Raw genomic sequence first — 23,600 nt, forward strand, 5'->3', positions numbered from 1 at the left:
CCAGCTTTTTACAGACTACACCCTAAATATAAAACACCTTGGTTAGGCACCTTAATTCTAGGAATATGCGTTTCTTTGGCTACTGCTTTTTTACCCATTGATATTGTCAGCGACTTGGTTAGTTTAGGTACAGCGTTAGCATTTGGGATTGTTTGTTTTACCGTTATTTGGCAACGCAACGTTCATCCTGAAATACATAGACCTTTCAAAGTACCTTTTGGTGGGTTTACGTTCAAAAAAATTTGGATAGGTTATGTTCCTTTACTAGGTATTTTATGTTGTTTAACTATGATTTTACCTTTATTAGCGGATATGGTTTATTCTGTGTTTAATCGAAATCCAATCCCTATGATACTTTTAGTAAGCTACAGTTTAGTAGGTTTTTTTGGTTATTATAGTTATGGTCGAAAACACTCCTTGCTTTCCGATTAAAATCTAATTTACCAAATAAACCATTACAGAGATTAAATCTTTATAATTTCTAAAACCTAGTAAAAGCTAAACAAGTGAATTCTCAACCGAAAGCAATTGATCACATATTTTCTTTATTTGTTTTTTTTCAGTAAAAAACTCTAAGGCACGTGCACGTCCATTTACCCCCATTTGTCGTCTTTCAACAAAATGAGTTACCATCCAAATCATAGCTTTTACTAAACATGTACAAGATTTGGGTGGGACCAACAAACCTGTTTTCCCTTGAACTACTTGCTCTTGTGGACCTTTTATCTGGGTACTAATAACCGGCAAAGCCGATAACATTGCCTCGATAATTGACATAGGCAACCCTTCAAAATGACTGGGCAAAATGAAGATATCAGCAGCCTTCATCAATTGATCAACATCACCACGATAACCCAAAATTTTTAACTTGCTACCTAGTTTGAGCTGTGCATCATTAAAAATAGATTGTAAATCCTTACCATGATCCGATTCAAGCCTATTACCTACTATCCAAAGCTGGATATTAAAAGAGCCTTTTGATAAAGCAATAAATGCTGCTAATAATTCAATATATCCCTTATGAATAACAAAACGAGAGGCAATCAAGAATACACAACAATCTTCTGTTGTTTGCAAAAATTTTCGTACTTCAGCTCTAATTTGTTTATCGGGTGAAAATTTTTGAGGATCACGACCATTCCCTACATAGATAGGATTTTTATGAATTCGGTACCGTTTAGCATCCAAAGCTTCTTGCTGAGACACAGTCATATAAATATCGGTAATCTGACCACTAAACCATTCAAGAAAAAACGATAAACTTTGTCTAAGTAAAGACTTTATTCCTTTACCAGACTGATTAAACAAATAGCCATGACACGTATAAGCAATAGTGTTGGTTCCACACAAATATGCTGCAATACGTGTTAAAAAACCACTAATAGGCATATGAGCATGGACAATATCCGGGTTTTGCTCTTTAATTACCCGATATATTGCCCAAAAAGCTTTTAACTGTCCTAACAAAGAATAAGAACGTTGAAAAGGTACAGTTATAACAGATAAACCCTCTTGTCTTGCTTTCGATACTAATGGGCCATCAGAACAAACACCAATTACTTCGTGATTGCGATCCGATAACCCTCGCATAATAGGACGCAAAAACTGATACAAAGAAAAATCAACATTCGTGACTTCTAAAATTTTCATTACAATTAATCAAACTAATTTTTTTTTTGCAGTGCCCATTTAACGACATGTACAAACGTAGAATCATGGCTATCAACGTTCAATGACTTTTCTTTTTTGTTTGTACTCGTTTGATAATTTGTGCCATTATGATTGCGAGGAAAAGTTTCTTCCCCAACTTTTTGCTCATCGCCTTGATTATGAAATATAGCCACATAATCTTCATTTTCCTTAGATTGAATCGATGAAGGATTTTGCTTCATAAGGTCAATATCTTCATGATAAGACGTTACGTTTTGGTCTTTTTTTTCTAGAACAGAGGAATGAAACGTTAAAACGATTTGTTTTGTCGGCATATAAGAACCATCGCCGAAATAAACACTTTCTTCAATACAGGCCTCCGCTCCTTTAGAACGAAACCACCATACCTGTCTATTGTCGCCACCAGTCATTAAAACAATAATTTTTGATAACTGTCCATCTTTAGATTGTATAATATCTTCTTCTACATTAAACGATGAATGTAGATGGAAACGGATAGTAAAATTTAATGTTTTGTCCGCTTCAATTCTTTCTTCTCCTCTTAAATCTTTTCCATCATTAGATAAGCAAAGTATTCTTTGATAAATTGCTCCATATTGACTAAGCCAGCCATTATGTCCCATTTGAATGCAATGTGTATTTTTTTTATAAATATATTTAGAAACGACTTCAAAATTATTAAAATTTCCCGTATCTGAAAAATCAATAGAATTCGTATGCTCAATTGAAAGGACGGAATGTGCTGCTGTTAAACCAAGCAAATTACGCCATTTTTTCAAAGAAGACGTTCCACAATTTACAAAAATTCTTTGTTTACCATAGGAAAATTCCATAGATAAACACCCAGCGTGTTTATTTTTTTCTGTTAACAAGACTGGTTTGCCGACATCAACCAATAATGTTGCTTTATCAGAAAGACAACGGATATATCCCCCTGTCGACATATCATTCGTGGTAATTTTTTTTGATGTTGCCAATGAGATAACGCGTTCAATATACTCAAAACTTGACTCGGTGGCACCGTTAAACAAGGCTAGTTTTCCATCACCGTGACGCAATCCTCTCAAAGCACGACTTGCCAAATCCATTGTATTTGCAAGCTCTTCTGGCGGCTTTAAATTAACGATCTGATACATCATTTTCAATTCAACCAAATCCCTTAACACCATAAGCTGCGTTTCGGGATTACGTTCAATATGCACTCCATCTTTTAAAAACTGACTTTTCAGCTCAGCTTTTAAATATTTTGTTAATTTAGGCAACACATTAAATTGCTCTGGAAGGCACAAAATGACTGCCATTATCCCCTTAAACAAAGCAAATGTAGAGTAACCTTTGATGGCTAAAGGAAGCATGGCTATAGCATATTTCCCTTCAACCATAACGCGTTGCATGAACTGACTACGAAAACGATCATCTGCAGAAGCTGCAAAAAAATCATAATTTCCAAGCCAATGCGTTAATCGATTACCTAAATCTAGTGGATTAAAAGCCCATTTATTCTGTGTATCAGGAGGATTACTTATCCAATCACTTATTAGTGCGCGAGCACATAAACGCGCGTTATCTGTACCCAAATCTCTTAAATCGCGTAACCATGAAAAATTATAAATTGATTTTAAAATTTCTTTATTTTTACTATTGCTGCCCCATACACCAGGTTTTAAAAAAATCGTTTCGTTTTGGACGATTATATGCCCTTTGGTTAAAGTCATGCCTTTTATAGAATCACCAGGCCATAAATCTCTTAAAACATAAACAGGAGTCAATGGAAGCCGCCCATATCCTACAATTGGCAATTGAGCCATTGAAAGCCGCATTGATTTTAACATGCGTCCTAACGCCATCCTGTTCTTCTCCCTTAAACTAAAATAAAAATTAATTTATTTTGTTCCTCTTAACGAATTCATAGCGTTTCTATAATTATTTTGACCAAATACAGAAGTGCCAGCAATTAACACATCTGCACCAGCTTTTAATGCCAATGGAGCTGTTTCCGGCGATACACCTCCATCGACACCAATACGTATATCCCTGCCCGTTGCGTCTGCCATTTGCCGTAACTGGCTGATTTTAGGAAGCTGACTTTCAATAAATTTTTGACCACCAAATCCCGGATTAACCGTCATAACCAATATAATATCCACCAAATCCAATACTTCGGATAAAGCTACTGCGGGTGTAGAAGGACACAATACGATCCCAGCACGGACATTAAAAGATTTAATAATCTGTAATGAACGATGGGCATGCGGCCCCGCTTCAATATGGAATGAGATTTGATCCGCTCCTGCTTTAACAAAAGCCTCTATAAAAAAATCAACAGGTTCAATCATTAAATGAAGATCAAATTTCTTCTGACTATAAGGACGAAGGGACTGAATAACAACCGGTCCAAATGTCATGTTTGGAACGAAATGACCATCCATAATATCCATATGTATCCAATCTGCACCCTGTTCATCAACTGAGCGAACTTCCTCACCTAAACGTGCAAAATCTGCCGACAAAATACTGGGGGCAATTAATGGTACTGATAAAGCTGGCATGTGTCCTCCATGTATAAAATCATAATTAGAATTCAAGTGACTTTTATGTCTAATAACGATTTAAACGGTCAACTTAATATATAATGTAATTATTCAATAATTAATAGCCAAACGCTATTTTGTTGTTAAAATTACTTTTTTTTAAAACGAGCAATAAAAAAACCATCTATTCCTCCTTCTTCTGAATACATCCAAGGTAACGTACGTATCCAACCTTCTTTTGTAATACATTTAGAAAAAAAAGGTATTTCTTGAGCCTCAAATGGCATAGGCAATGCATAAGGCAAGTGAGAGATATATCGCGCTTGCTCTTCGGCTTCTTGTACTTGTAAAGAACAAACACTATAAATCAAACAACCATCTTTTTTTAAATACTTGAATGCAGCTTTAATCAAACGTTTTTGTAGAAGAACCAATAAAGGAATATCTTCAGGACGTTTAAGATGCAATACATCAGGGTGACGTCGAAGAATACCTGTCGCAGAACAAGGGGCATCAAGAAGAATTCCATCAAAAAAATTTTGATACGTCAGTGTCGATGCATCTGAGCATATAATCTGAGCAGACAATTGCAACCGCTGCAAATTTTTTTTCAACCGCTTAACGCGGTTTGGATCTTGGTCAATTGCAGTAACTTGACCACCTTTTAAAATCAGTTGTGCTGTTTTTCCCCCAGGAGCAGCGCATAAATCCGCTATTTTATCTCCTTTAGCAATGGGTAATAAAGTAGCAGGTAAGGAGGCAGCACTATCTTGTACCCAAAAATTTCCTTTATTATATTCTTGAAACTCAACAATTTTTGTTCCCATAGGATAGCGATAACTGTTTTGAAAAATTTGCTTTCCTCCTTTAGGTGGAACCGTATCGGGTTTAACTGTTAAATCAATTGGAGGTTCAGTAAGCAACGAAGTGGCAATAAGCCTTGGATCAAAGTTTGCCTTTTCCCACTGCTGCCATAACCATGTTGGTATATTCAAACGTGGTTGATCCAAATCTTTAAGGCAAGCTGTGCCAAAATCAGAGATTTTCCTAAGCACTGCATTTACGAGACCAGCAAATTTTTGATATTTTTTATTTTTTGCCAACTCCACAGTTCTACTGATCACGGCATGGGCGGGAGTATCCAAAAATAAAAGTTGCGCAGCACCAAGAGATAAAATCCATAAGACTGGCTTAGGTGGAATGTGATTTAAAAAAGGTTTTATTATCGCTTCTAGCGTACCTTTTCTTCTGAAAAAACAAACGACCAAACGATACGCTGCAGCCCGATCACACGGTTCAATTTGTTCTGAAAATAATTTTTCTAAGGCTATATCTAATGTCAAGCCACGCACTAACACCAAATTTACTACGTCGAATGCTATTTGACGAAAATCTATTCTCGTTGTATGTATCATGCTAGGTTTTGTTTAAAAATTTGAGTCATTTGATTATAGATTTCATTCAAAAAATAAAATTTTGTTATCAAAACTTACAACAGATATGTTTAGTGAAAATAACAACGCACTGTTAATATACGAAAATTAACTATAAACGATGAATCAATGGTCCATTATCTTACCCTATTATAATGAAGAAAAATTCCTTCAAGGTACTTTAGAATCACTTTGTTTACAACATTACAAAGATTTTGTCTTGATATTAGTTAATAATGCTTCAAACGACAAATCTGAACAAAGAGCTAAAGAATTACTTGGCCATTATCCACACGTTAAGACATTATTTATTAATGAAAATAGACCTGGAAAAACTTATGCTCAGCAAACAGCCCTTAAACTGGTCGAAACTCCTTATGTCGCTACCGTCGATGCAGACACATACTATCCTCCTTATTATATATACTTTTGTAATTACATTTTAGAACACTATCCTCAATACGTATCAGTAATGGCATGCGACATTTATCATCCCTACAATAACGAAATTAGCCGACAACGTTGTCGTAAAATCAAATTTAAATCTTTACTTCGCCGCAAACAATGTCATGCTGGGGGATATGCCCAAACTTTTAGGACATCAGCACTAAAAAAAGTAGGAGGATTTGATCCATCTCGATGGCCCTACGTTTTAGAAGACCATGAAATCGTACATAGAATATTAAAAATAGGTAAAATTTATCATTCTGACAAACATTGGTGTATGCCTTCACCTAGAAGAATCAACAGAGGGAAAGTAAGCTGGAGTATGTTGGAGAGAAAACTCTATGCTTATACACCTTTTTTTCTAAAAGATTGGTTTTTTTATTGTTTTTTGAAAAATAGATTCATTAAAAGAAATGCAACTATAGCCTGTTTGCGATCGCATCCGTGGGAAAGTAAATGATTTATTTATTCACAATAATAAAACAAAAATATTAGTATCTAACAATGAGTTCTGTACAACAAAATTTATCTTATATATTGGATAAAATCGCCAAATCAGCGATCAAATCAGGTCGCCATCCAAATGATATTAAGTTAATAGCTATTTCTAAATTTCATAGTCAAGAGTCAATTCAGGATGTCATACATGCTGGCCATAAAATTTTTGGTGAAAATAGGATACAAGAAGCTAAAACTAAATTTGCCCCTCTTCAATTACTCGATCCGGAGTTAACATTACATTTTGTTGGCCCCCTTCAAACCAATAAAGTACTAGACGCTGTTAAACTTGCTTCTGTTATTGAAACTCTTGATCGCACTGCGTTATTTGCTCCTCTAGAAAAAGCAATGGATAAAACAGGACTAAAGCCTATTTTTTACATTCAAATCAACGTAGGAAATGAACCACAGAAAGCAGGTGTCAGATTAGAAAAAGCGGATGAATTTATTAGCGCGTGTTTAAGAAAATTTAATAAGCAAATTCAGGGAATAATGGGCATTCCTCCCCTTAATCAACCACCGGAGATCTATTTTGATAAATTGAGAAATTTTGCAGAACGATATAATCTTCCAGAAATTTCAATGGGTATGTCTTCTGATTTTGAAACAGCTATCGCTCACGGGGCTACCGTTGTACGAATCGGATCAGCAATTTTTGGTGAAAGACAGGCTCATAAAATTTCAAAATAAATTTCACTTAAAGCGTTTTATTTTTAAAGATACGATGCTATTCCAATTTTCTATCTTTAGTTTACTTTTTGTGAAACTTGAATGCAAAATTGGCTTTTAGCGTTAATTCATTGAATTATCTGGTATTAAATTTATTAACAACGTCGAATAATTATTATGAAACTGTTAATTAATTATTATATCAAAAAGAGTTTGTTTGATTCATTTGTCATAACTTACTGTGGCCTCTACATTTATAATTTCAAAAACCGTGAACAGCCTTAAGATATAATCCGTGCACTATTGGAGCCAACTGACTATGACCCCTTCTTCAGACGTGATAAACATCAAAGATGGCGAGGTAACAAATTCTGGTGATAAGCCAGATACGGTAAATAGCAACGATAATTCTATCGATACAATAAGATCAAAAGACTTAATAACTGTGCTACCAGCCCTTGATGAAGAGAGTCCCATTACAGAATTTGGCACGGACCAACCTGAACACCAACCAAGACCTTTAAGCGTTGCAGCCATGCTTACGGTGTTAGGAGTAGTTTTCGGCGATATTGGCACGAGCCCGATTTATGCTTTGCGTTCGAGCATAATAGTTGTTTCAAATCATCATACAAACATACAACGTTGGGAAGTTTTTGGTATTGTAGGTTTGATATTTTGGTCACTTATACTTGTAGTTACCATTAAATACGTTACGTTGGTTATGAGGGCTGACCATAATAATGAGGGCGGAATATTAGCTTTAATGTCCCTTGCACAACGTAGCTTTAAAACGACTAGAGGGAAAATAATTTTAGGCATTGTAGGAATAGCAGGCACTTGCCTTTTTTTTGGCGATGGCATGATTACTCCAGCGATATCCATACTTTCAGCCATTGAGGGTCTTGAGGTTTCTTTACCACACACCGGCGAACTTATTATACCCCTAGCGTTAGTTATTCTATTTGGCTTGTTCAGTGTTCAAAGCAAAGGAACAGAGCGGATTGGTAAAATATTTGGACCTATAATGCTTCTTTGGTTTAGTACAATCGGTATATTGGGATTATTAGAAGTTATAAAACAACCTTTTATCTTATGGTCCTTATCCCCGTATTATGCAGTTGCTTTCATCCTTCACCATCAATGGATGGCCTTTTTAGCATTAGGTTCTGTTGTTCTTGCAGTAACTGGAGCAGAAGCCCTTTATGCAGATATGGGACATTTTGGACGTAAACCCATACGCTATTCATGGCTATTTTTTGTTCTACCTTCGTTAACCCTCAACTATATGGGTCAAGGCGCCCTTGTTTTGACGCACCCTCGTACATTAAGTAATCCTTTTTTTCTTCTTGCTCCACATTGGTTAAGTATACCTCTGGTTATTTTATCAACCTTCGCAACCATTATTGCCAGCCAAGCTGGGATTTCTGGAGGATTTTCTCTCGCTAGACAATTAACATTACTTGGATACTTTCCACGACTACGTATCCTACATACCAACGCTAGAGAAGAAGGACAAATCTATGTCCCCGACGTTAATCACGCTTTGATGATTGGCTCTTTAATTCTTATTTTAAGCTTTAGATCTTCTGAAGCCCTTGCCGCTGCTTATGGTATTGCAGTAACAGGTACATTTTTATGCACCTCTACACTATCTTGCGTTGTATTCAACCGTTTATACCATTGGCCTATCTATAAGGTAATAAGCGTATTTAGTATTTTTTTCCTAATTGATATTTCCTTTTTTACAGCTAATGCTCTTAAAATTCCTCAAGGTGGCTGGGTTCCTTTATTATTGGGTCTCGTTCTCACTGTTATGATGACAACTTGGAACAAAGGAAGAGAAATCATAATTCGAAAACGTGCTCAAAGTGCCTTGCCTATCGCTTCCTTTCTTCATCGCTTACCACAATCTAAAATTATTCGAGTACCAGGAACTGCAATTTTTATGACTCCAGATCCTACCTCTATACCCACTTCTCTTTTACATAATATTAGGCATAATAAAGTTCTGCATGAGCATGTACTTTTTGTAACTATAGAAAATTTAAAACAGCCTGAAGCTGAAAGAGGGCATCGTATTGCTATGCGCCAATTAGCCCCCAATATTTACCAAGTTATTGTGCGCTATGGTTTTATGGAAATGCCCAATTTACCTCGTGTGCTTGAGCTTCTTAAATCCCAACCTCAAATGAATTTTTTTGACCCTCTTCAAGCTTCTTATTTTACAACAAGGGAGCACTTTGTTATGTCACCTATCCCTAAAATGAGCAAATGGAGAATGCTTATATTTATGTTCATGGCACGAAATGCTAGCCCGGTTACCGACTTTTTACGTATTCCCATTGACAGAGTCGTCGAGCTTTCTGTTAGAGTAGCCATTTAACATTGTTTCAAACATCGAATTGTAAACAGCGCTTAGCACTGTATGTCCATTGGCCTTTTTGCCTTTCAAAATGTCCTTACTGCGATTTCAATAGTTATGTTAACCTATCCATATCCCAGGAATTATACGCAAAAGCCTTATGCCTCGAGCTTGAAAATGCCCTTAAAAATGTAAAAGGAAGAACGCTTACATCTATTTTTTTTGGTGGAGGCACGCCTTCACTAATGAACGTCACAACCGTCGAAAAAATAATTTCACTTGCTGATCAATATGTATCTTTTTCCGACCATCTTGAAGTTACGTTGGAAGCTAATCCTACCAGCGTCGAAATTCAAAAATTTAAAGATTTCAAACACGCAGGAATTACTCGTCTCTCTCTAGGAATACAGAGCTTAGATCCCTTAGCACTAAAAAAATTAGGAAGAACCCACTCAGTTTACGAGGCAATACAAGCATTAGCCCTTGCCAAAAATGTGTTTAACAAAACATCCTTCGATTTAATTTATGCGAGAGAGGGACAAAACCTTTGTGAATGGGAAAAGGAATTAAAGCGCGCACTTTCCCTTGCTGATGATCATTTATCTCTTTATCAATTAACCATAGAACCTCAAACTTTATTTACCAAAAAATTACAACAAGGTCAACTTCGCTTACCAAGCGAAAAGTCAAGTCGCGACATGATGCTTTTAACCGATCAAATAATGTCTCAACACAATTTAGAAGCTTATGAAATTTCTAATTACGCCAAAAAAAACTCAAAATGTAAACATAATTTAATGTATTGGCATTATGAAGATTATATTGGTATTGGTCCTGGTGCCCATGGTCGTATATACATAAACAACGAACTTCATGCTACAGAATGCTATCGAAATCCTAAAGAATGGTTTAACAACGTCTTACGAAAAGGTCACGGATTAGTTTCAGACGAACCTTTATCTTCGCAAGAAAAAGCTTACGAAATGTTACTTATGGGATTAAGATTAAAAGAAGGTATTCAAAGAGAATGGTTTCAAAAACGCTGCACGATGGACATTTTAGACTGTGTTAATATCCATAACTTGAATAGTTTGGTTAAGGAACATTATCTTTATTGGGATTGCAAAACACTTAAAACAACACAAAAAGGTAAATTGTGCTTAAACACAATTTTAACTTCATTATTATCATAGATTAAAATGGAAAGTTTTTATGCTTAATATAATGAAAGTCGCAGTAGGTGTGAGCACAATAGAACAGTTAAAAAAAATAAATAAAGCTTATGCCCTAGAAAACAATGGTTACCCTTATACGCTCACACGTTCTCCCCCTAAGCAAATTAAAAATATTTTAAATGGAGGGTCGTTATATCGCGTAATTAAAGGGGTCCTATGCTGCCGACAGCTCATCAATGATTTTATACCCAGTACACGTCAAGATGGTCGCGCTTGTATTAAAATAATATTAGAACCCGAAATTATTCTTACCTACTCCGTAACGTGCAAACCTTTTCAAGGATGGCGTTATCTCAAAACAGATCAAGCTCCTCAAGATCTCGAAACTTTACATAATATTTCTCTACCCACTATGCCAGAGAGTTTAAAAAGAACACTAATAGAGCTTAGGCTCATTTAGCTTATTAATCAGCAATTGTAAAAATCTGAAACTACTTTTAGGTACAAGTAACATAAAGCTCTTAATTTTTTAGCATTATGTTATATGAGATTTATTACTTAAATCAGTCCCTCTATACCAATAAAGCTTTGCTTTACATCACAATAAAATATTTTCAATATGTAATTGCCCACGCTAAACTATCCAATATCTATGAGCGCTTAAATTACAAAAGATGCAAGTTTTACATTTGAACAAACGATACCAAATTTTTTACCATCGTATAAATATTCTTTTACTAATTTATTTTATAAAGGTCTTTTGTTTATACCAACCATTTAGATTAAGGTTAACACCACACAATAATTAGCCCATTCAAACACAATGAGACATGGGCAAACACAAAGTCATTGCAATTTTTCTTACAATTCGACACAAAACGCTTTCAATTAGATGCAATTTAAACATTTTAGAAATAAACTATACAGTTAGACATATTAAAATAACGAAAAACCCTCAAATTTTAATCGTGCAGCATATTGTTACTTTACCAAAACTAGTAATTTGAATGCTTGTTTAGCCTTAAAGAAAAAACCTTACATGTTTATTCGAACTGCAATAAAAACCCTTTTTTTTAAACTCATTCAAATTTGGACCTTTTTACTTATCTTCTGCTTAACTTTTTCGTCACACTACAATAAAACTGTGCATCAGCAAGCGTATATTTGGCAAAAAAAATGGCTTAAAACATTAGATATCTCAATAAAACAATCTTCTCCTTATATTGAAGCATGGCATTTTTTAGCTGGAGAATATGAACCCGAAGGTATCATTCGTTATCCAAACATTAATTTTAAATTATTAAAAAAAACGAGTCTCCCTCTAATAGCCGTTTATCGTTTCGATCGTTTACATCCTCTTCCTTCCTCAAAAGAATTGTTAAACTTGATACAAAATTCGCCTGCATTTAAGGAATTTCATATTCATTCCATCGAGCTTGATCTTGATTGGCCTAGTCTAAAATTGATGGCTTATGTTACTCTTATTCGTGAGCTTCGACGTCAACTCCCTAACGATATTCGTTTTTATTTCACTGCTTTGCCAGATTGGCTAAACTCAGCCTCATTCCCTCAGCTTACTGAGCAAGCCGAAGCTCCTATTTTACAGCTGCACGCAATAGAGAATCCTAAAGAAGGGATATTTAACGAGAAAAAAGCACAAGTTTACATCAATCAAATGAATAGATTGAGTAAAAAACCCTTTTATATTGCTTTACCCACTTATGGTCTAAAAGTGAATTGGCTCCCATCAGGGAACTTAGCGTTCATTGCAGGAGAAAATAAAACAGCTCTAAACTATGCAGGACATGAATTTTACAGTGACCCTATATTATTAAGTCGTTTCGTCGCTAAACTTGAATTAAATACGCCTAGAAAATTAAAAGGTTTAATCTGGTTCCGTTTGCCCGTCAGTAATGATCAACGTAATTGGAGTTTAAAAACATGGAAAGCTTTATTAACTAAAGAAAGATTATACTCAAGCTACATTATATTATTTAATAAAGACAAAAATTTAGCGCATATATTCACCATCGAAATTTTAAACACAGGGAACACGCCTTTATCTCTTCCTAAAAAAATTAACCTTACCTGTTCAATTGGAGATGGGTTTTTTCCATATACCATAACCAACGATAATAATGACAATGCTATGCTTATACTTACCAATTTCCCTTACCTGTTAAATACCGATACCCGACTACAGGTAGGATGGATGCGATGTTAAAAAATATTTTATACTCACACTTATCCTATGGTTAATAAACGTTTATTTTATAAATGAACAAATATTTACTCATTAAAATATATGCTTTAGATTAATTATTGTTCGAACATTTATAGAAGTTTTTTTAATGAAACGATTTATAAGCATTGCTGTCTATAGTACGATTATACTGGGATTATCGACCGTTATTGCTATTTCATGTAGCCCGAATTTTCCCTGGCAACTGTTTAATAATCGCAAGAACACTTTATTAAATTTACCTCCTCTATACAGCTTTAATCAGCAAATACAACAAATTATAACCATCAGCGAAACCGAGAAACAACATTTTTTATCGTCTAACAATATTCTAGATCCTTCTAAAAAAAACGTTAAAACATGCCCACAATCCGATGATACCTACAAACAAGCAGCAGTACTCTATCAAAATAAACAATGGCCAGAAGCTTATACCCAATTCGCTCAACTTGCCTATAACAGTACACCTGTACAAAAAATCTGTTCGACGTATACGTTAGGACACATTGAGAAAAAACTTAATCGGCTTGAAGATTCAGTACAATCTTTTATCTTAACCAGTTACCTAGTTTCCCAAGGTGCACCAGATCCTTTGCATCTTGGAATATCTGCTTTAGGAGATGCTGCAGGCATTATTCTTGATCAAATAGGTACACGATCACTTGATAAGGAAGGAACCATACATTGGCAGATAGGGCCCATTAAACCCGACAGCCTTATACAATTGGAGCGATCTATCAATTTTTATGCCAAACAAGCTTTACTTGGGGATCAGACCGGAAATAGTTCTTTATATAATGTTTTAAATGGACTCACAGATCCTAATAATACCAACGCAAAAATTTTACTTAAACAATCCTTGACTTCCCCTTTAATTCGCAAGCTTGTTGTTGCCTATATACTTAATAAAGACTATGAACCCTTTACCCTTTTTTCAGCAAGAAAGAAAAATATTTTATCTATTTTTAAAGAAGCTTTATCGGAACAAATAAATTTTGAAGACGATTTAAGTAACTTAGCCGCTTTTGCTTATCAAAATAACGATATTGACACAGCTGAACACCTAGCCAGGCAAGACTGGCAAAAACAAAAAAAAGGACTGGATGCTTGGGTTTTAGCAAAAATTTCAGTAATGAAAGGAAATCGCTCCAAGGCACAAGAATATTACCACCAAGCTATTTCTACAATGCACGACACTACTATACAACAAGACGAGCGGGATCGTATTCAAGGGGAACATGCCACCTTAACCCTTGCGCAAGGTGATTATCTTCAAGCACTTGAACAGCTATGGCCTATTCGAGATATTTACTGGGGGGATATTGTTTATCTAGCAGAAAACGTTTTAACCCTCGACGAACTAAAGTCTTTTACAGATAAACATACATTTCCCTCAAATATAACTTATGAAGAAAAACTAGCATATACCGATGATTACACCTTAGAAAATCGCTCTCTTGCGCTTAGGAATCTACTTGCAAGGAGATTAATAAGAGAAAAACGTTTTAAAGAAGCTGAAAACTATTTCACGAATAGTAAAAACAAAAATAAAGTAAACACATATGCCTCTTTATATCATGAAATGTATCATGATTTTTGGTCAACCAATCGTGCTATAGCCGCTTGGAAGGCTGCTAAACTTATGTTTAAGGATGGCATGGAACTAACTGGAACAGATGGTTACCCCGATCAAAGCCCTGGAATATTTGCTTACGGTATTAGTCAACCAAACGGTCCTAAATATACCCTCGAGAATTACAAATTCAGTACTCCTGATGAACAAAAACGAACGGGAGTTTCTTGGCCTATCCCTAATAAAAGATTTCATTACCGTTATATCGCAGTGGATTATGCCCTTTATGCTGCTAGCCTAATTCCTGAACGCTCGCGAGCCTATGCTTCTATATTATGTCAAGCAAATGGCTGGATGCAGCAAAGTTCAATGTTTGAATCTTTTCCTTTTACAGAAAATAAATTAGTTGTGCCTAATTCGTCTCGGCATGTCAGTGATGCAAAATTTGCTCTCGCCACATCACAAATTTTATATAATTTATACCTTAAAAATGGTGCATACATTCAATTTGCAAAAAATTTTGGTCACCAGTGTCCTGAACCAAATTTTGCTTCCATAACTAAATTAAAACTAACTTTTTTTTGGGATAATATAAAATCTTCTCTTAATGAGCTAAAGCGTTACAGTGGAATGTAAAAAATAGTACTATCCATAATTATTGTTAATTAAAAAAAGTAACTCTATCAGCATTTTATTTAATATCAAAAATGATAACACTCCGATACGTCAAGCTCTCTCTATTAAAAATTAAAAAGGTATAAAAGTGAAAATCGGTTTTTTAGACTGCTTTGCCGGCATGAGTAGCAGTCGATTTGTTGCTGCTTTAATCAGTGCAGGGGTCCCAGAACAGCTTTTTCACGACACAGTGGATGCATTGGATGTTGGAGCACGATTAAACCTCACTCGGGTTTCCCGGAACAGTATTTCAACAATTAAGGCCGTTATTAGTCTTAACGAGGAAAATTTCAAAAGTGAAAAAGACTTCAAACAACACGATTACCCTTTTACTGTTCAAATGCAGCAAAATCATAAACCCGCACAACGCTTAGGAACGATCGAGGCGTTAATTAACGACACTTTTCTTGCTCCTAATATTAAAGCAATGATTATTCAAACCTTTACGTTTCTTGCCCAAGCAGAAGCAAAAGTACGAGGCTTACCATTAGAAGAAATCTCATTTCATAAAATTAGAGCATTAAATACTATTATTAACGTTGCTCTTTGTTGCACAGGCTGCTGTTGGCTCGAAATTGACCAATGGTATGCTTCCGCTTTAAATGTTGGTTCTGGTCTAACAAGATATAATTGTAATTTATTACCTATCCCTACACCCACTACTTTAGAATTACTTGGACTTAGAACACCTATTTTTGCACGAGGTCCACAAAGAGAGTTATTGACCCCAACTTGTGCCGCATTATTAAAGACACTAACGGTTAACTATGATCCTTGTCCGCCTTTATGCATTTCCAGAATTGGTTATGGAGGGGGAAGAATGGAATATGACACTCTACCCAATTTTTTACGTTTATGTGTAGGCTATGTTTCTGACAAAACTGCTCAATCTGCAACCGATTCTCTAATTATATTTGAAAGCGAAATTGAGAATCCTACGGATGAAATTTTACATTATTTAAAATAAGAAACTCCGTAAATTAAAAGCACGAACTGTTTATACACTACCAGTTACATCATTTTTAAACCCACGAGTTATAAAACTCATTGTTTCAAGTACGATTGAACAATCCAAAGAAATTAAACAATTTTTAATTCAAAATTTACCTTCCCATCAATTACATTGGCGAAAAGAATTTTTGGAAAACTTAATCACTCAACATGAGTGCGTTAATACCCCTTGGGGTTTTACAAAATTAGAGATTAAAAAACTAAGTAATAATGATATCATCTCTATTACTCCAGATGATAACAAAAGTAAAAAAATATCCAAACAATTTAATTTACCTTATGAACAAATTTGTGAGACGATAAAGTCAATCTATCTTATGAGAAATAAAGAATAAGTGAATAAAGATTTAAAAAAGAAATTAAACGCTGTATAACAAGGCCTATATCAGCATACTATCTTTTTATTTACAGTTCGTTCAAGGTCAGATCAAATGATTTGACAATTATGGAGAAAGGCTATATGGCCCACAACATTTTGTCTTCATTGTCGTTTACTCGACTCTTGCTTATGATAGGTTCGCTCTCTATAAGCGTAACAGCATGCTCAAGTGATAAAAAAAAGAATCAACTTCTTTTTCCTGACCAACCCCTTGTTGGCGTTGATCGTTCTGCCACAGGTGGCGATGATAATCTACAAGGTGGCGTAAATGCCTATTTATGGCGAGCTTCTGTCGATACGCTTTCTTTTATGCCTTTCCTTTCAGCCGATGCGGTGGGGGGAACAATCGTAACCGATTGGTATCAACCCGTTCCCTCAAACCCCGAGCGCTTTCAAATTGTATGTGCTATTTTAGATAGACGTCTACGTTCAGATTCAATAAATGTTGTTGTACACAGACAAGTTCAAGACAATGGTAGATGGGTTGATGCACCTGTATCTTCACAAACCACTTCTGATATAATTAGCAAAATTCAAGTACGCGCTAGACAGCTCCGTGCGGACAAAAATAAATAATCTAACCAATGTTGATTTAAAAATTTATGAATAATCTTTCTATGACCTATCGCTTTGACTACATCGAACCCTATTGGCAACAAGAATGGGAAAAAAGACGTTTATTTGAACAAGCAGACCTACCCGATTCCAAAAAACCAAAATACTACGTGTTGGAAATGTTTCCTTATCCATCTGGGCAATTGCATATGGGGCATGTGCGTAATTATACACTTGGCGACGTAATCGCACGTTACAAACGTGCCCAGGGATACGAAGTTTTACATCCTATGGGATGGGATGCTTTTGGACTTCCTGCTGAAAATGCAGCTAAAATTCGTGGCATTTCACCAGCAAAATGGACCATGGAAAATATCGCAACCATGCGTGCTTCTTTAAAACGTCTTGGATTCTCCTTAAACTGGGATAAAGAATTCGCAACGTGCCAACCGCAATATTATGGACAACAACAAAAATTATTTCTTGATTTTATGAAAGTAGGGTTAGTCGAAAGACGTGAAAGTTCTGTGAATTGGGATCCTGTTGACCAAACTGTGTTAGCCAATGAGCAAGTTATTGACGGAAAAGGGTGGCGTTCTGGAGCCCCTGTTGAAAAAAAACTTTTATCACAATGGTTTTTAAAAATTACTCAATACGCGGAACCTTTGCTACAAGGTCTCAAAACCCTTGAACACTGGCCAGAACGTGTAAAAATTATGCAAGAACGCTGGATAGGACGTTCGGAAGGAATAACTGTACACTTTCAATTAGAAAATTCTACAACAAACCTTCCAGAGCATTTTAAAACAATTGATGTGTTTACGACCAGGCCGGATACTTTATTCGGTATGGCTTTTCTAGCACTTTCTCCTGATCATCCTTTATCCACTTACTTAGCGGCAAGTAATAATCAGATTGCTGAATTTATCACCGAAGCTCACCGTTTAGGCACTTCCGAAGAAGTAATCGAAAAAGCTGAAAAAAAGGGAATAAAAACTGGTCTTCGTGTTTTACACCCTTTTATAAAAAACAAATATTTTGATGTTTGGATCGCGAATTTCGTTCTTATGGAATATGGTACAGGCGCTGTTTTTGGCTGTCCTTCTGGCGACCAAAGAGATCTCGATTTTGCTACTAAATATAATATTCCTTTTAATACCGTGATTATACCGAAAGGTGAAAACCCCGAAACTTATCCAGTTTCTAACTCTCCTTTTACCAATAAGGGCATTTTAATAAATTCTCATTTTCTTAATGGACTTGAAACGCATCAGGCAAAAGAACTAATTATCAAACGCCTGGAAGAAATAGGAGTAGGGAGAAAAACTGTTAACTGGCGCTTAAGAGATTGGGGAATTTCTCGACAGCGTTATTGGGGCTGCCCCATACCTGTGATCCATTGCCCAAATTGTGGAATTGTACCTGTACCAGAAAACCAACTTCCTGTCATTTTACCTGAAGATGTTGATTTTACATTATCGGGTAATCCGTTGGATAACCATCCTACGTGGAAATATGTAACCTGCCCCCACTGCCAAGCCGACTCTGTAAGAGAAACAGACACATGCGATACGTTTGTAGATAGTTCATGGTACTTTGCTCGCTTTACCTCTCCGCACTATTCTGCTCCTACGAATAAATCAGCAGTCGATTTTTGGCTGCCTATTGATCAGTATATTGGAGGAATTGAGCATGCAATATTACATCTGTTGTATGCTCGTTTTTTCACACGCGCCATGCACGATGCTGGCCATGTAAGCGTAAATGAACCTTTTAAGGCCCTGTTTACTCAAGGAATGGTCATGCATGAAAGTTACAAAGATGCTTTAGGAGAATGGGTATCCCCCGAAGAAATAGAAAAAACCCCTTTGGGATTGGTCAAAAAAGGTACAAATGAAAATATTTCTGTTGGGCGTATTGAAAAAATGTCCAAATCGAAAAAAAACACCATTTCCCCTTCTGCTATTGTTAAACGATTTGGAGCAGATACCGCAAGATGGTTTATTTTATCTGACAATCCTCCAGAAAGAGACATGGAGTGGACAGAAGAAGGCGTCATCGCTACTTATAAATTTTTACAACGTCTTTATCGTATTATTACCAAGATAGCTAAAGATACCATAGCAAACCCACCTTTGACTGCAACCATTTCTGAAGCAGCCGGTAATCTAAGACGTACCGTTCATCTTACGATATCATCAGTTACCGAAGCCCTTGATGCGTTTGCTATGAACGTTGCTATTGCGCGTTTACATGAATTAATTAATGCTCTAGCCGAAGCAGAAAAATTTAAAAATGAGATCGGTATGGATTACGTACGTCGTGAAGCAGCACAAAATTTTGTCTTATTGTGTGGACCTATTATTCCTCATATTGCCGAAGATTTAAACACATTGCTTAGCCAAAACTCAAAATTAGTCGCTGAAAGCGCCTGGCCAACATTTGAAGAGAAATTTTTAATTGCTTCTAAAATAACGATTGCTGTGCAGATTAATGGCAAGCTAAGAGGTACACTTCAAGTGAAACCCGACACAGAACAAGATACGATTGTTAAACGGGCACGTGAAGAAAAAACAGTTGCAAAATTTTTAGAAGGCCGACAGGTTATTAAAATTATTCACGTACCCAATAAAATCGTTAATTTCGTGGTGAGAGGATGAATTTTTTATTTTTAATAGCAAATCGTGTTAGCTTTGTAGGTCTAACCCTTCTTTTCGTTTTATCAGGATGCGGTTTTAGACCACTCTATGGGAATTCAACAAACCTAGCTCTAAACGATGAACTAAAAAAAATATATGTACCAGTAATGTCTGATCGGTATGGCCAACTTATGCGTCAATATTTGCAACAAAACCTAGCCGGTTCGGATAATGAAGATCCAAAAACCTACGAACTTAATGTTTCTCCTGGTTTAAACGAAGAAGCTATTGATATTCATTATGACAATAGTTCAGGCCGATCAAGAATGGCAGGTACTGCGCATTGGATTTTAAAAACGATTTCTGCTCATCCTGTTACACTAGCTCAAGGAAGTGTACAAACGCTCGATGGATATTCGGTAACTTATGAACAATATTTTGCACAAACGCTCAATGATGAAACCGCTCAAGCCAGAGTAGCCCAAAATTTAGCGGATCAAGTTGTACAGCAAGTCGCAACTTGGTTCCGTGATAATAAATCGTATCAAACCCAATCAAAAAATCCAACCACACCTAAACCATCTTACCTTTTGCCAAGTATGACGCCTGGAACAAATGGAAACCAATCTCAACAAGCTGGTGTGGATGGTGTGCCGGCTATGGCTACAGGCCGTAATACCATGATACCCGTAGGTATGGACAATATGAAAAGCGACGACATGCCAGGAAATTAAAAAGGTAACACGCAATTGAAACTAGATGGCCGCAGTTTAAATAACGTCACGAAAGAAAATATACCCTACCGAGCTTTTCTTTTTTATGGAGAAAATCAAGGTTTAGTGAGAGATCTAGCTCAAAAATTAATTACTAAAATTGTTGGCCAGATCAATGATCCTTTTTTGGTAAGTATCTTAACTAAAGAAAACCATTATCGCTTTCTTGAAGAAGCTAATTCTTTATCCCTTGTAGGCGGTCAACGTGTGGTATGGATAAGAGAAAGCACTGATGCCCTAACTAAAGAACTGGAAATCTTATTTAAACACGATTCTTTTGATTCTTCATCCGATACTATTCTTGTTTTAGAAGCTGAGACTCTCTCTCCTCGTTCTTCATTACGTCAATTCGCTGAAAAAAACCAATTAATCGCCTGTGTGCCCTGCTACAAAGAATCACCAAAATCTTTAGCAGATCTTATAAAAACGTTAATTTATCCTAAACATATCAGCCAAGACGCACAGTTATATTTATTAAATTTATTAAACAGTGATACAGCTTCTGTTAAAAACGAGATTGAAAAATTACTTTTGTATATCGGTATAAAAAATACCATTACATTAGAAGATATCCAGCAAGCTATAGGCGATGAAAAAGAATTTAATGTGGAGGATATTGCACTCGCAACCATGAGTGGGCAATTGCTTAACGCAGATAAAGCATTTCATAAAGCTTTATACGAGAATACCGCTATGATTGTTATTGTACGAAACCTATTATATTATACCAATCGATTGCTTCGCGCACGACTTTTAGTAGAGCATGGAATGACAGAAATGGCTGCCATTACCAAACTAAGCCCACCTCTTTTTTTTAGACAAAAGGAAGATTTCTTAAAAGCACTTAACCTATGGAGATCTAAAGGCTTACTGGAAATGCAGACGCATCTGCAAAAATTAGAATTTTTAATCAAACAATCTTCAATCCCTACTGAGTTGCTTTGTCAGAATTTCATCTTGACGATCACCCGTCACGCACTACACAAAAAAAATCATATAAATAAAGAGTTACTCTTTTCAAATTTATAAAGTCAGGTTAAAAGAAAAACGTGTGTCCACGTAGCTCAGCAGGATAGAGCACAGGATTCCTAAAAATAATTGGGCGCTTTATGTGGAAACAATAAAGTGGATCCGCTCAAATTCGGGGAACGTTTCGGTACTAAACCATACCAATCCCGAGCCAAGCCTGCTATAGGAAGGTGTAGAGACTGTACGGGCGGTACCTAACGATTGATGATATACCAATCCAAGGTAAAGAGACAGTCCAGCTTACAAACGTTATGCGTATCATAACGGCGATGAAAATCGTGGTGAGATGAATCCTGGGGCCGTGGGTTCGAATCCCGCCGTGGACACCATCAAGCATTTCAAGATCATCAATACCATCTAATTCAATGTCACCTAATAATAATGAGATGAAGAATAACATTGGAGGAATGGTTAATGAAATGCGAATAGTGTGTTTAGTGACTTAAGGATTAAACGGGAAAGAATTTAAGAAAGAACTATATGCTCTGTGATTCGAATAACTTGTATCTTTTAATTTGAGCAAATAACGTTTTAGGACTTGATAATTCAAATATTGTTAAATGGCAAAAAGAAGAAAAATTCGGGTTGGTCATAATACAAGCCGTTCAAAATATTGCCGTTATTAATGAAAAACCCTCGTTATATAGTTACACTATATAAGCTGCATACCTCACCTCTTCTTTATGCAAATACATTAAAAAAGAACTTACAGGAGAAAGAAAAATTCGCGAAATAACCTGCCGTGCTAAACGACGAGGGAATAAAAACAAAATAGTAAGGAATTTTAGCTAAAAAGATGAATTACTGCCAGTTTTACTAATAAAGACACCCCTAATAAACCTATTCCAAACGCACAGATGCGCACACGAGGATTCATCTTAAGCAATGCCCTCCTGGATCCGCTTAGGGAGTTAAGCATGGTTGAAGCGACAGCTGATTATCCTAAAAAATTTAACCTTTTCAGTACAACCTTAATCCAGCTGGAACCCAACTATTGATCCAAGCTCCAGCCGTCGAAGCTGGCTTAGATGGTGGTCAGGCTGTCAGGTTTGTCGTAGACGCTGTTGTCCGCGTTATCGGTACAGTACAGGGATAATTTTGTTCGCTCTTCTGTCTTTAATATGGCTCAGCACCAATGCGCCCTGCTAGGCATCGATGCTCATGTTGCTGTCTACCGTTTTCAATTCAAAGCTATAATTAACCTACACCTCAACGTCAATCGGGCCGGCCTTGATGTTATCAGTCTTGGTGATCACCACGTGGTGGTTGTTATCGCCATATCGGAACTGCTAGTACAAGCGATATGCAACGGATTGCTCTCATCAGCCATTATTTCCGCGCTACAGGATTTAACTTACGAAACGATGGCCACGTCGAACCATACGCCGCCGACATCAAATTTTTTCACTCCAAAGCCCTGGCCACTGTGATCCATCTAAAATAGTCGTTGCTCCCCTGTTGTGGACGCGGATGGGAATCGCGCCCGGCCCAGATTAAGCGTTGGGGTTGAATTCAAGCACGTTGGCAACGCTGACGTAAGCTTTTTTTTGGTTCATTTCATCGCTTCAGTGATCAAACCATAACGTTAATAGCCCTATGACGCTTTTAAACGCCTTACTGATCTAGAATTATACGCCGTTACTTTCATTGCCAAGACGGCCAATTCCCAAGGCACCATTATAAGAATCGTCGACACCGACGTATTTCTAATCGCCAGTCTGGAAATAGGCACCATGACGGGCATAACCGCTGAACTTGAAACCAAAAAAAATGACTAAATTTGGCGAGGCCGCGGTAGTTTGCGGATTGGCAATCACGTCATTTTTTTATCGGCGGCAATGTCGATTTTCGCTTATCGTTCGGCCAGTGCTTTATCGACCGGCCTGGCGATGATGGCGTTGATCTATTCCTGAATAAACTCTTGGGTTATTACAGAGG

General features: G+C 36.4%; 17 protein-coding genes and 1 pseudogene. 13 read left to right on the forward strand and 5 right to left on the reverse strand.

Annotated features, from left to right (window positions below; all coding sequences use genetic code 11):
- A pseudogene (locus AABE15_RS00020) lies at positions 1 to 432 on the forward strand (amino acid permease); the annotation flags it as partial.
- Between the two features lie 66 nt (positions 433 to 498).
- Here the strand turns inward: AABE15_RS00020 and AABE15_RS00025 are convergent.
- The 4 genes from AABE15_RS00025 to AABE15_RS00040 form a co-directional block, all read right to left on the reverse strand.
- A complete protein-coding gene (locus AABE15_RS00025; protein WP_338329226.1) occupies positions 499 to 1,650 on the reverse strand; it encodes a glycosyltransferase family 4 protein in 1,152 nt (383 codons plus the stop codon).
- Positions 1,651 to 1,664: 14 nt separating this feature from the next.
- The gene (locus AABE15_RS00030) at positions 1,665 to 3,518 is read right to left on the reverse strand and encodes a heparinase II/III family protein (protein WP_338329227.1); all 1,854 of its coding nucleotides are present in this window, start codon (positions 3,516 to 3,518) and stop codon (positions 1,665 to 1,667) included.
- Between the two features lie 36 nt (positions 3,519 to 3,554).
- Positions 3,555 to 4,220, reverse strand: coding sequence for a ribulose-phosphate 3-epimerase (gene rpe, locus AABE15_RS00035; RefSeq protein ID WP_338329228.1), 666 nt, complete (start codon positions 4,218 to 4,220; stop codon positions 3,555 to 3,557).
- Between the two features lie 131 nt (positions 4,221 to 4,351).
- Positions 4,352 to 5,617 carry a transcription antitermination factor NusB gene (locus tag AABE15_RS00040; RefSeq protein ID WP_338329229.1) on the reverse strand — a complete coding sequence of 422 codons (1,266 nt, stop codon included), beginning with the start codon at positions 5,615 to 5,617 and terminating at the stop codon, positions 4,352 to 4,354.
- Between the two features lie 139 nt (positions 5,618 to 5,756).
- On the opposite strand from AABE15_RS00040, the gene AABE15_RS00045 reads away from it, so the two are divergent.
- From AABE15_RS00045 to holA, 12 genes are all read left to right on the forward strand, one after another.
- Positions 5,757 to 6,542, forward strand: coding sequence for a glycosyltransferase family 2 protein (locus AABE15_RS00045; RefSeq protein ID WP_338329230.1), 786 nt, complete (start codon positions 5,757 to 5,759; stop codon positions 6,540 to 6,542).
- Positions 6,543 to 6,586: 44 nt separating this feature from the next.
- Complete coding sequence (locus tag AABE15_RS00050) at positions 6,587 to 7,270, forward strand: YggS family pyridoxal phosphate-dependent enzyme (RefSeq protein ID WP_338329231.1); 684 nt, start codon at positions 6,587 to 6,589, stop codon at positions 7,268 to 7,270.
- Between the two features lie 298 nt (positions 7,271 to 7,568).
- The gene (locus AABE15_RS00055) at positions 7,569 to 9,632 is read left to right on the forward strand and encodes a potassium transporter Kup (protein WP_338329232.1); all 2,064 of its coding nucleotides are present in this window, start codon (positions 7,569 to 7,571) and stop codon (positions 9,630 to 9,632) included.
- 2 nt (positions 9,633 to 9,634) lie between these two features.
- Positions 9,635 to 10,804 carry a radical SAM family heme chaperone HemW gene (hemW, locus tag AABE15_RS00060; RefSeq protein ID WP_338329233.1) on the forward strand — a complete coding sequence of 390 codons (1,170 nt, stop codon included), beginning with the start codon at positions 9,635 to 9,637 and terminating at the stop codon, positions 10,802 to 10,804.
- 19 nt (positions 10,805 to 10,823) lie between these two features.
- A complete protein-coding gene (locus AABE15_RS00065; RefSeq protein ID WP_338329234.1) occupies positions 10,824 to 11,246 on the forward strand; it encodes a DUF1489 family protein in 423 nt (140 codons plus the stop codon).
- A 579-nt stretch (positions 11,247 to 11,825) separates the two neighbouring features.
- Positions 11,826 to 13,010: a DUF3142 domain-containing protein gene (locus AABE15_RS00070; RefSeq protein WP_338329235.1), complete on the forward strand. Its 1,185-nt coding sequence runs from the start codon at positions 11,826 to 11,828 to the stop codon at positions 13,008 to 13,010.
- Between the two features lie 127 nt (positions 13,011 to 13,137).
- Positions 13,138 to 15,237 (forward strand): hypothetical protein, encoded by a 2,100-nt coding sequence (locus AABE15_RS00075; RefSeq protein WP_338329236.1) that lies wholly within the window; start codon positions 13,138 to 13,140, stop codon positions 15,235 to 15,237.
- 127 nt (positions 15,238 to 15,364) lie between these two features.
- Complete coding sequence (locus AABE15_RS00080) at positions 15,365 to 16,243, forward strand: nickel insertion protein (protein WP_338329237.1); 879 nt, start codon at positions 15,365 to 15,367, stop codon at positions 16,241 to 16,243.
- Between the two features lie 504 nt (positions 16,244 to 16,747).
- On the forward strand, positions 16,748 to 17,242 hold the full coding sequence (locus AABE15_RS00085; RefSeq protein WP_338329238.1) for a DUF3576 domain-containing protein: 495 nt from the start codon (positions 16,748 to 16,750) through the stop codon (positions 17,240 to 17,242).
- A 26-nt stretch (positions 17,243 to 17,268) separates the two neighbouring features.
- On the forward strand, positions 17,269 to 19,881 hold the full coding sequence (gene leuS, locus AABE15_RS00090) for a leucine--tRNA ligase (RefSeq protein WP_338329239.1): 2,613 nt from the start codon (positions 17,269 to 17,271) through the stop codon (positions 19,879 to 19,881).
- Positions 19,878 to 20,594, forward strand: coding sequence for a hypothetical protein (locus AABE15_RS00095; protein WP_338329240.1), 717 nt, complete (start codon positions 19,878 to 19,880; stop codon positions 20,592 to 20,594). Before leuS ends, AABE15_RS00095 begins: the two co-directional genes overlap by 4 nt.
- 15 nt (positions 20,595 to 20,609) lie before the next feature.
- Positions 20,610 to 21,662 carry a DNA polymerase III subunit delta gene (gene holA / locus AABE15_RS00100; protein ID WP_338329241.1) on the forward strand — a complete coding sequence of 351 codons (1,053 nt, stop codon included), beginning with the start codon at positions 20,610 to 20,612 and terminating at the stop codon, positions 21,660 to 21,662.
- 1,594 nt (positions 21,663 to 23,256) lie between these two features.
- On the opposite strand, the gene AABE15_RS00105 is transcribed toward holA, so the two are convergent.
- Positions 23,257 to 23,427, reverse strand: a complete 171-nt coding sequence (locus tag AABE15_RS00105) for a hypothetical protein (RefSeq protein ID WP_338329242.1) — start codon at positions 23,425 to 23,427, stop codon at positions 23,257 to 23,259.
- Positions 23,428 to 23,600: the final 173 nt, after the last annotated feature.

Source organism: Commensalibacter sp. Nvir (genome assembly GCF_963921845.1).
GTDB lineage: Bacteria > Pseudomonadota > Alphaproteobacteria > Acetobacterales > Acetobacteraceae > Commensalibacter.

What these genes read in the sequence shown, in the direction of transcription:
- AABE15_RS00075 (WP_338329236.1), top strand. Translation starts at nt 13,138, where the DNA reads ATGAAACGATTTATAAGCATTGCTGTCTATAGTACGATTATACTGGGA.
- AABE15_RS00025 (WP_338329226.1), bottom strand. Translation starts at nt 1,650, where the DNA reads ATGAAAATTTTAGAAGTCACGAATGTTGATTTTTCTTTGTATCAGTTT.
- AABE15_RS00030 (WP_338329227.1), bottom strand. Translation starts at nt 3,518, where the DNA reads ATGGCGTTAGGACGCATGTTAAAATCAATGCGGCTTTCAATGGCTCAA.
- AABE15_RS00045 (WP_338329230.1), top strand. Translation starts at nt 5,757, where the DNA reads ATGAATCAATGGTCCATTATCTTACCCTATTATAATGAAGAAAAATTC.
- AABE15_RS00095 (WP_338329240.1), top strand. Translation starts at nt 19,878, where the DNA reads ATGAATTTTTTATTTTTAATAGCAAATCGTGTTAGCTTTGTAGGTCTA.
- AABE15_RS00085 (WP_338329238.1), top strand. Translation starts at nt 16,748, where the DNA reads ATGGCCCACAACATTTTGTCTTCATTGTCGTTTACTCGACTCTTGCTT.
- AABE15_RS00055 (WP_338329232.1), top strand. Translation starts at nt 7,569, where the DNA reads ATGACCCCTTCTTCAGACGTGATAAACATCAAAGATGGCGAGGTAACA.
- leuS (WP_338329239.1), top strand. Translation starts at nt 17,269, where the DNA reads ATGAATAATCTTTCTATGACCTATCGCTTTGACTACATCGAACCCTAT.
- rpe (WP_338329228.1), bottom strand. Translation starts at nt 4,220, where the DNA reads ATGCCAGCTTTATCAGTACCATTAATTGCCCCCAGTATTTTGTCGGCA.
- AABE15_RS00065 (WP_338329234.1), top strand. Translation starts at nt 10,824, where the DNA reads ATGCTTAATATAATGAAAGTCGCAGTAGGTGTGAGCACAATAGAACAG.
- AABE15_RS00040 (WP_338329229.1), bottom strand. Translation starts at nt 5,617, where the DNA reads ATGATACATACAACGAGAATAGATTTTCGTCAAATAGCATTCGACGTA.
- AABE15_RS00070 (WP_338329235.1), top strand. Translation starts at nt 11,826, where the DNA reads ATGTTTATTCGAACTGCAATAAAAACCCTTTTTTTTAAACTCATTCAA.
- AABE15_RS00050 (WP_338329231.1), top strand. Translation starts at nt 6,587, where the DNA reads ATGAGTTCTGTACAACAAAATTTATCTTATATATTGGATAAAATCGCC.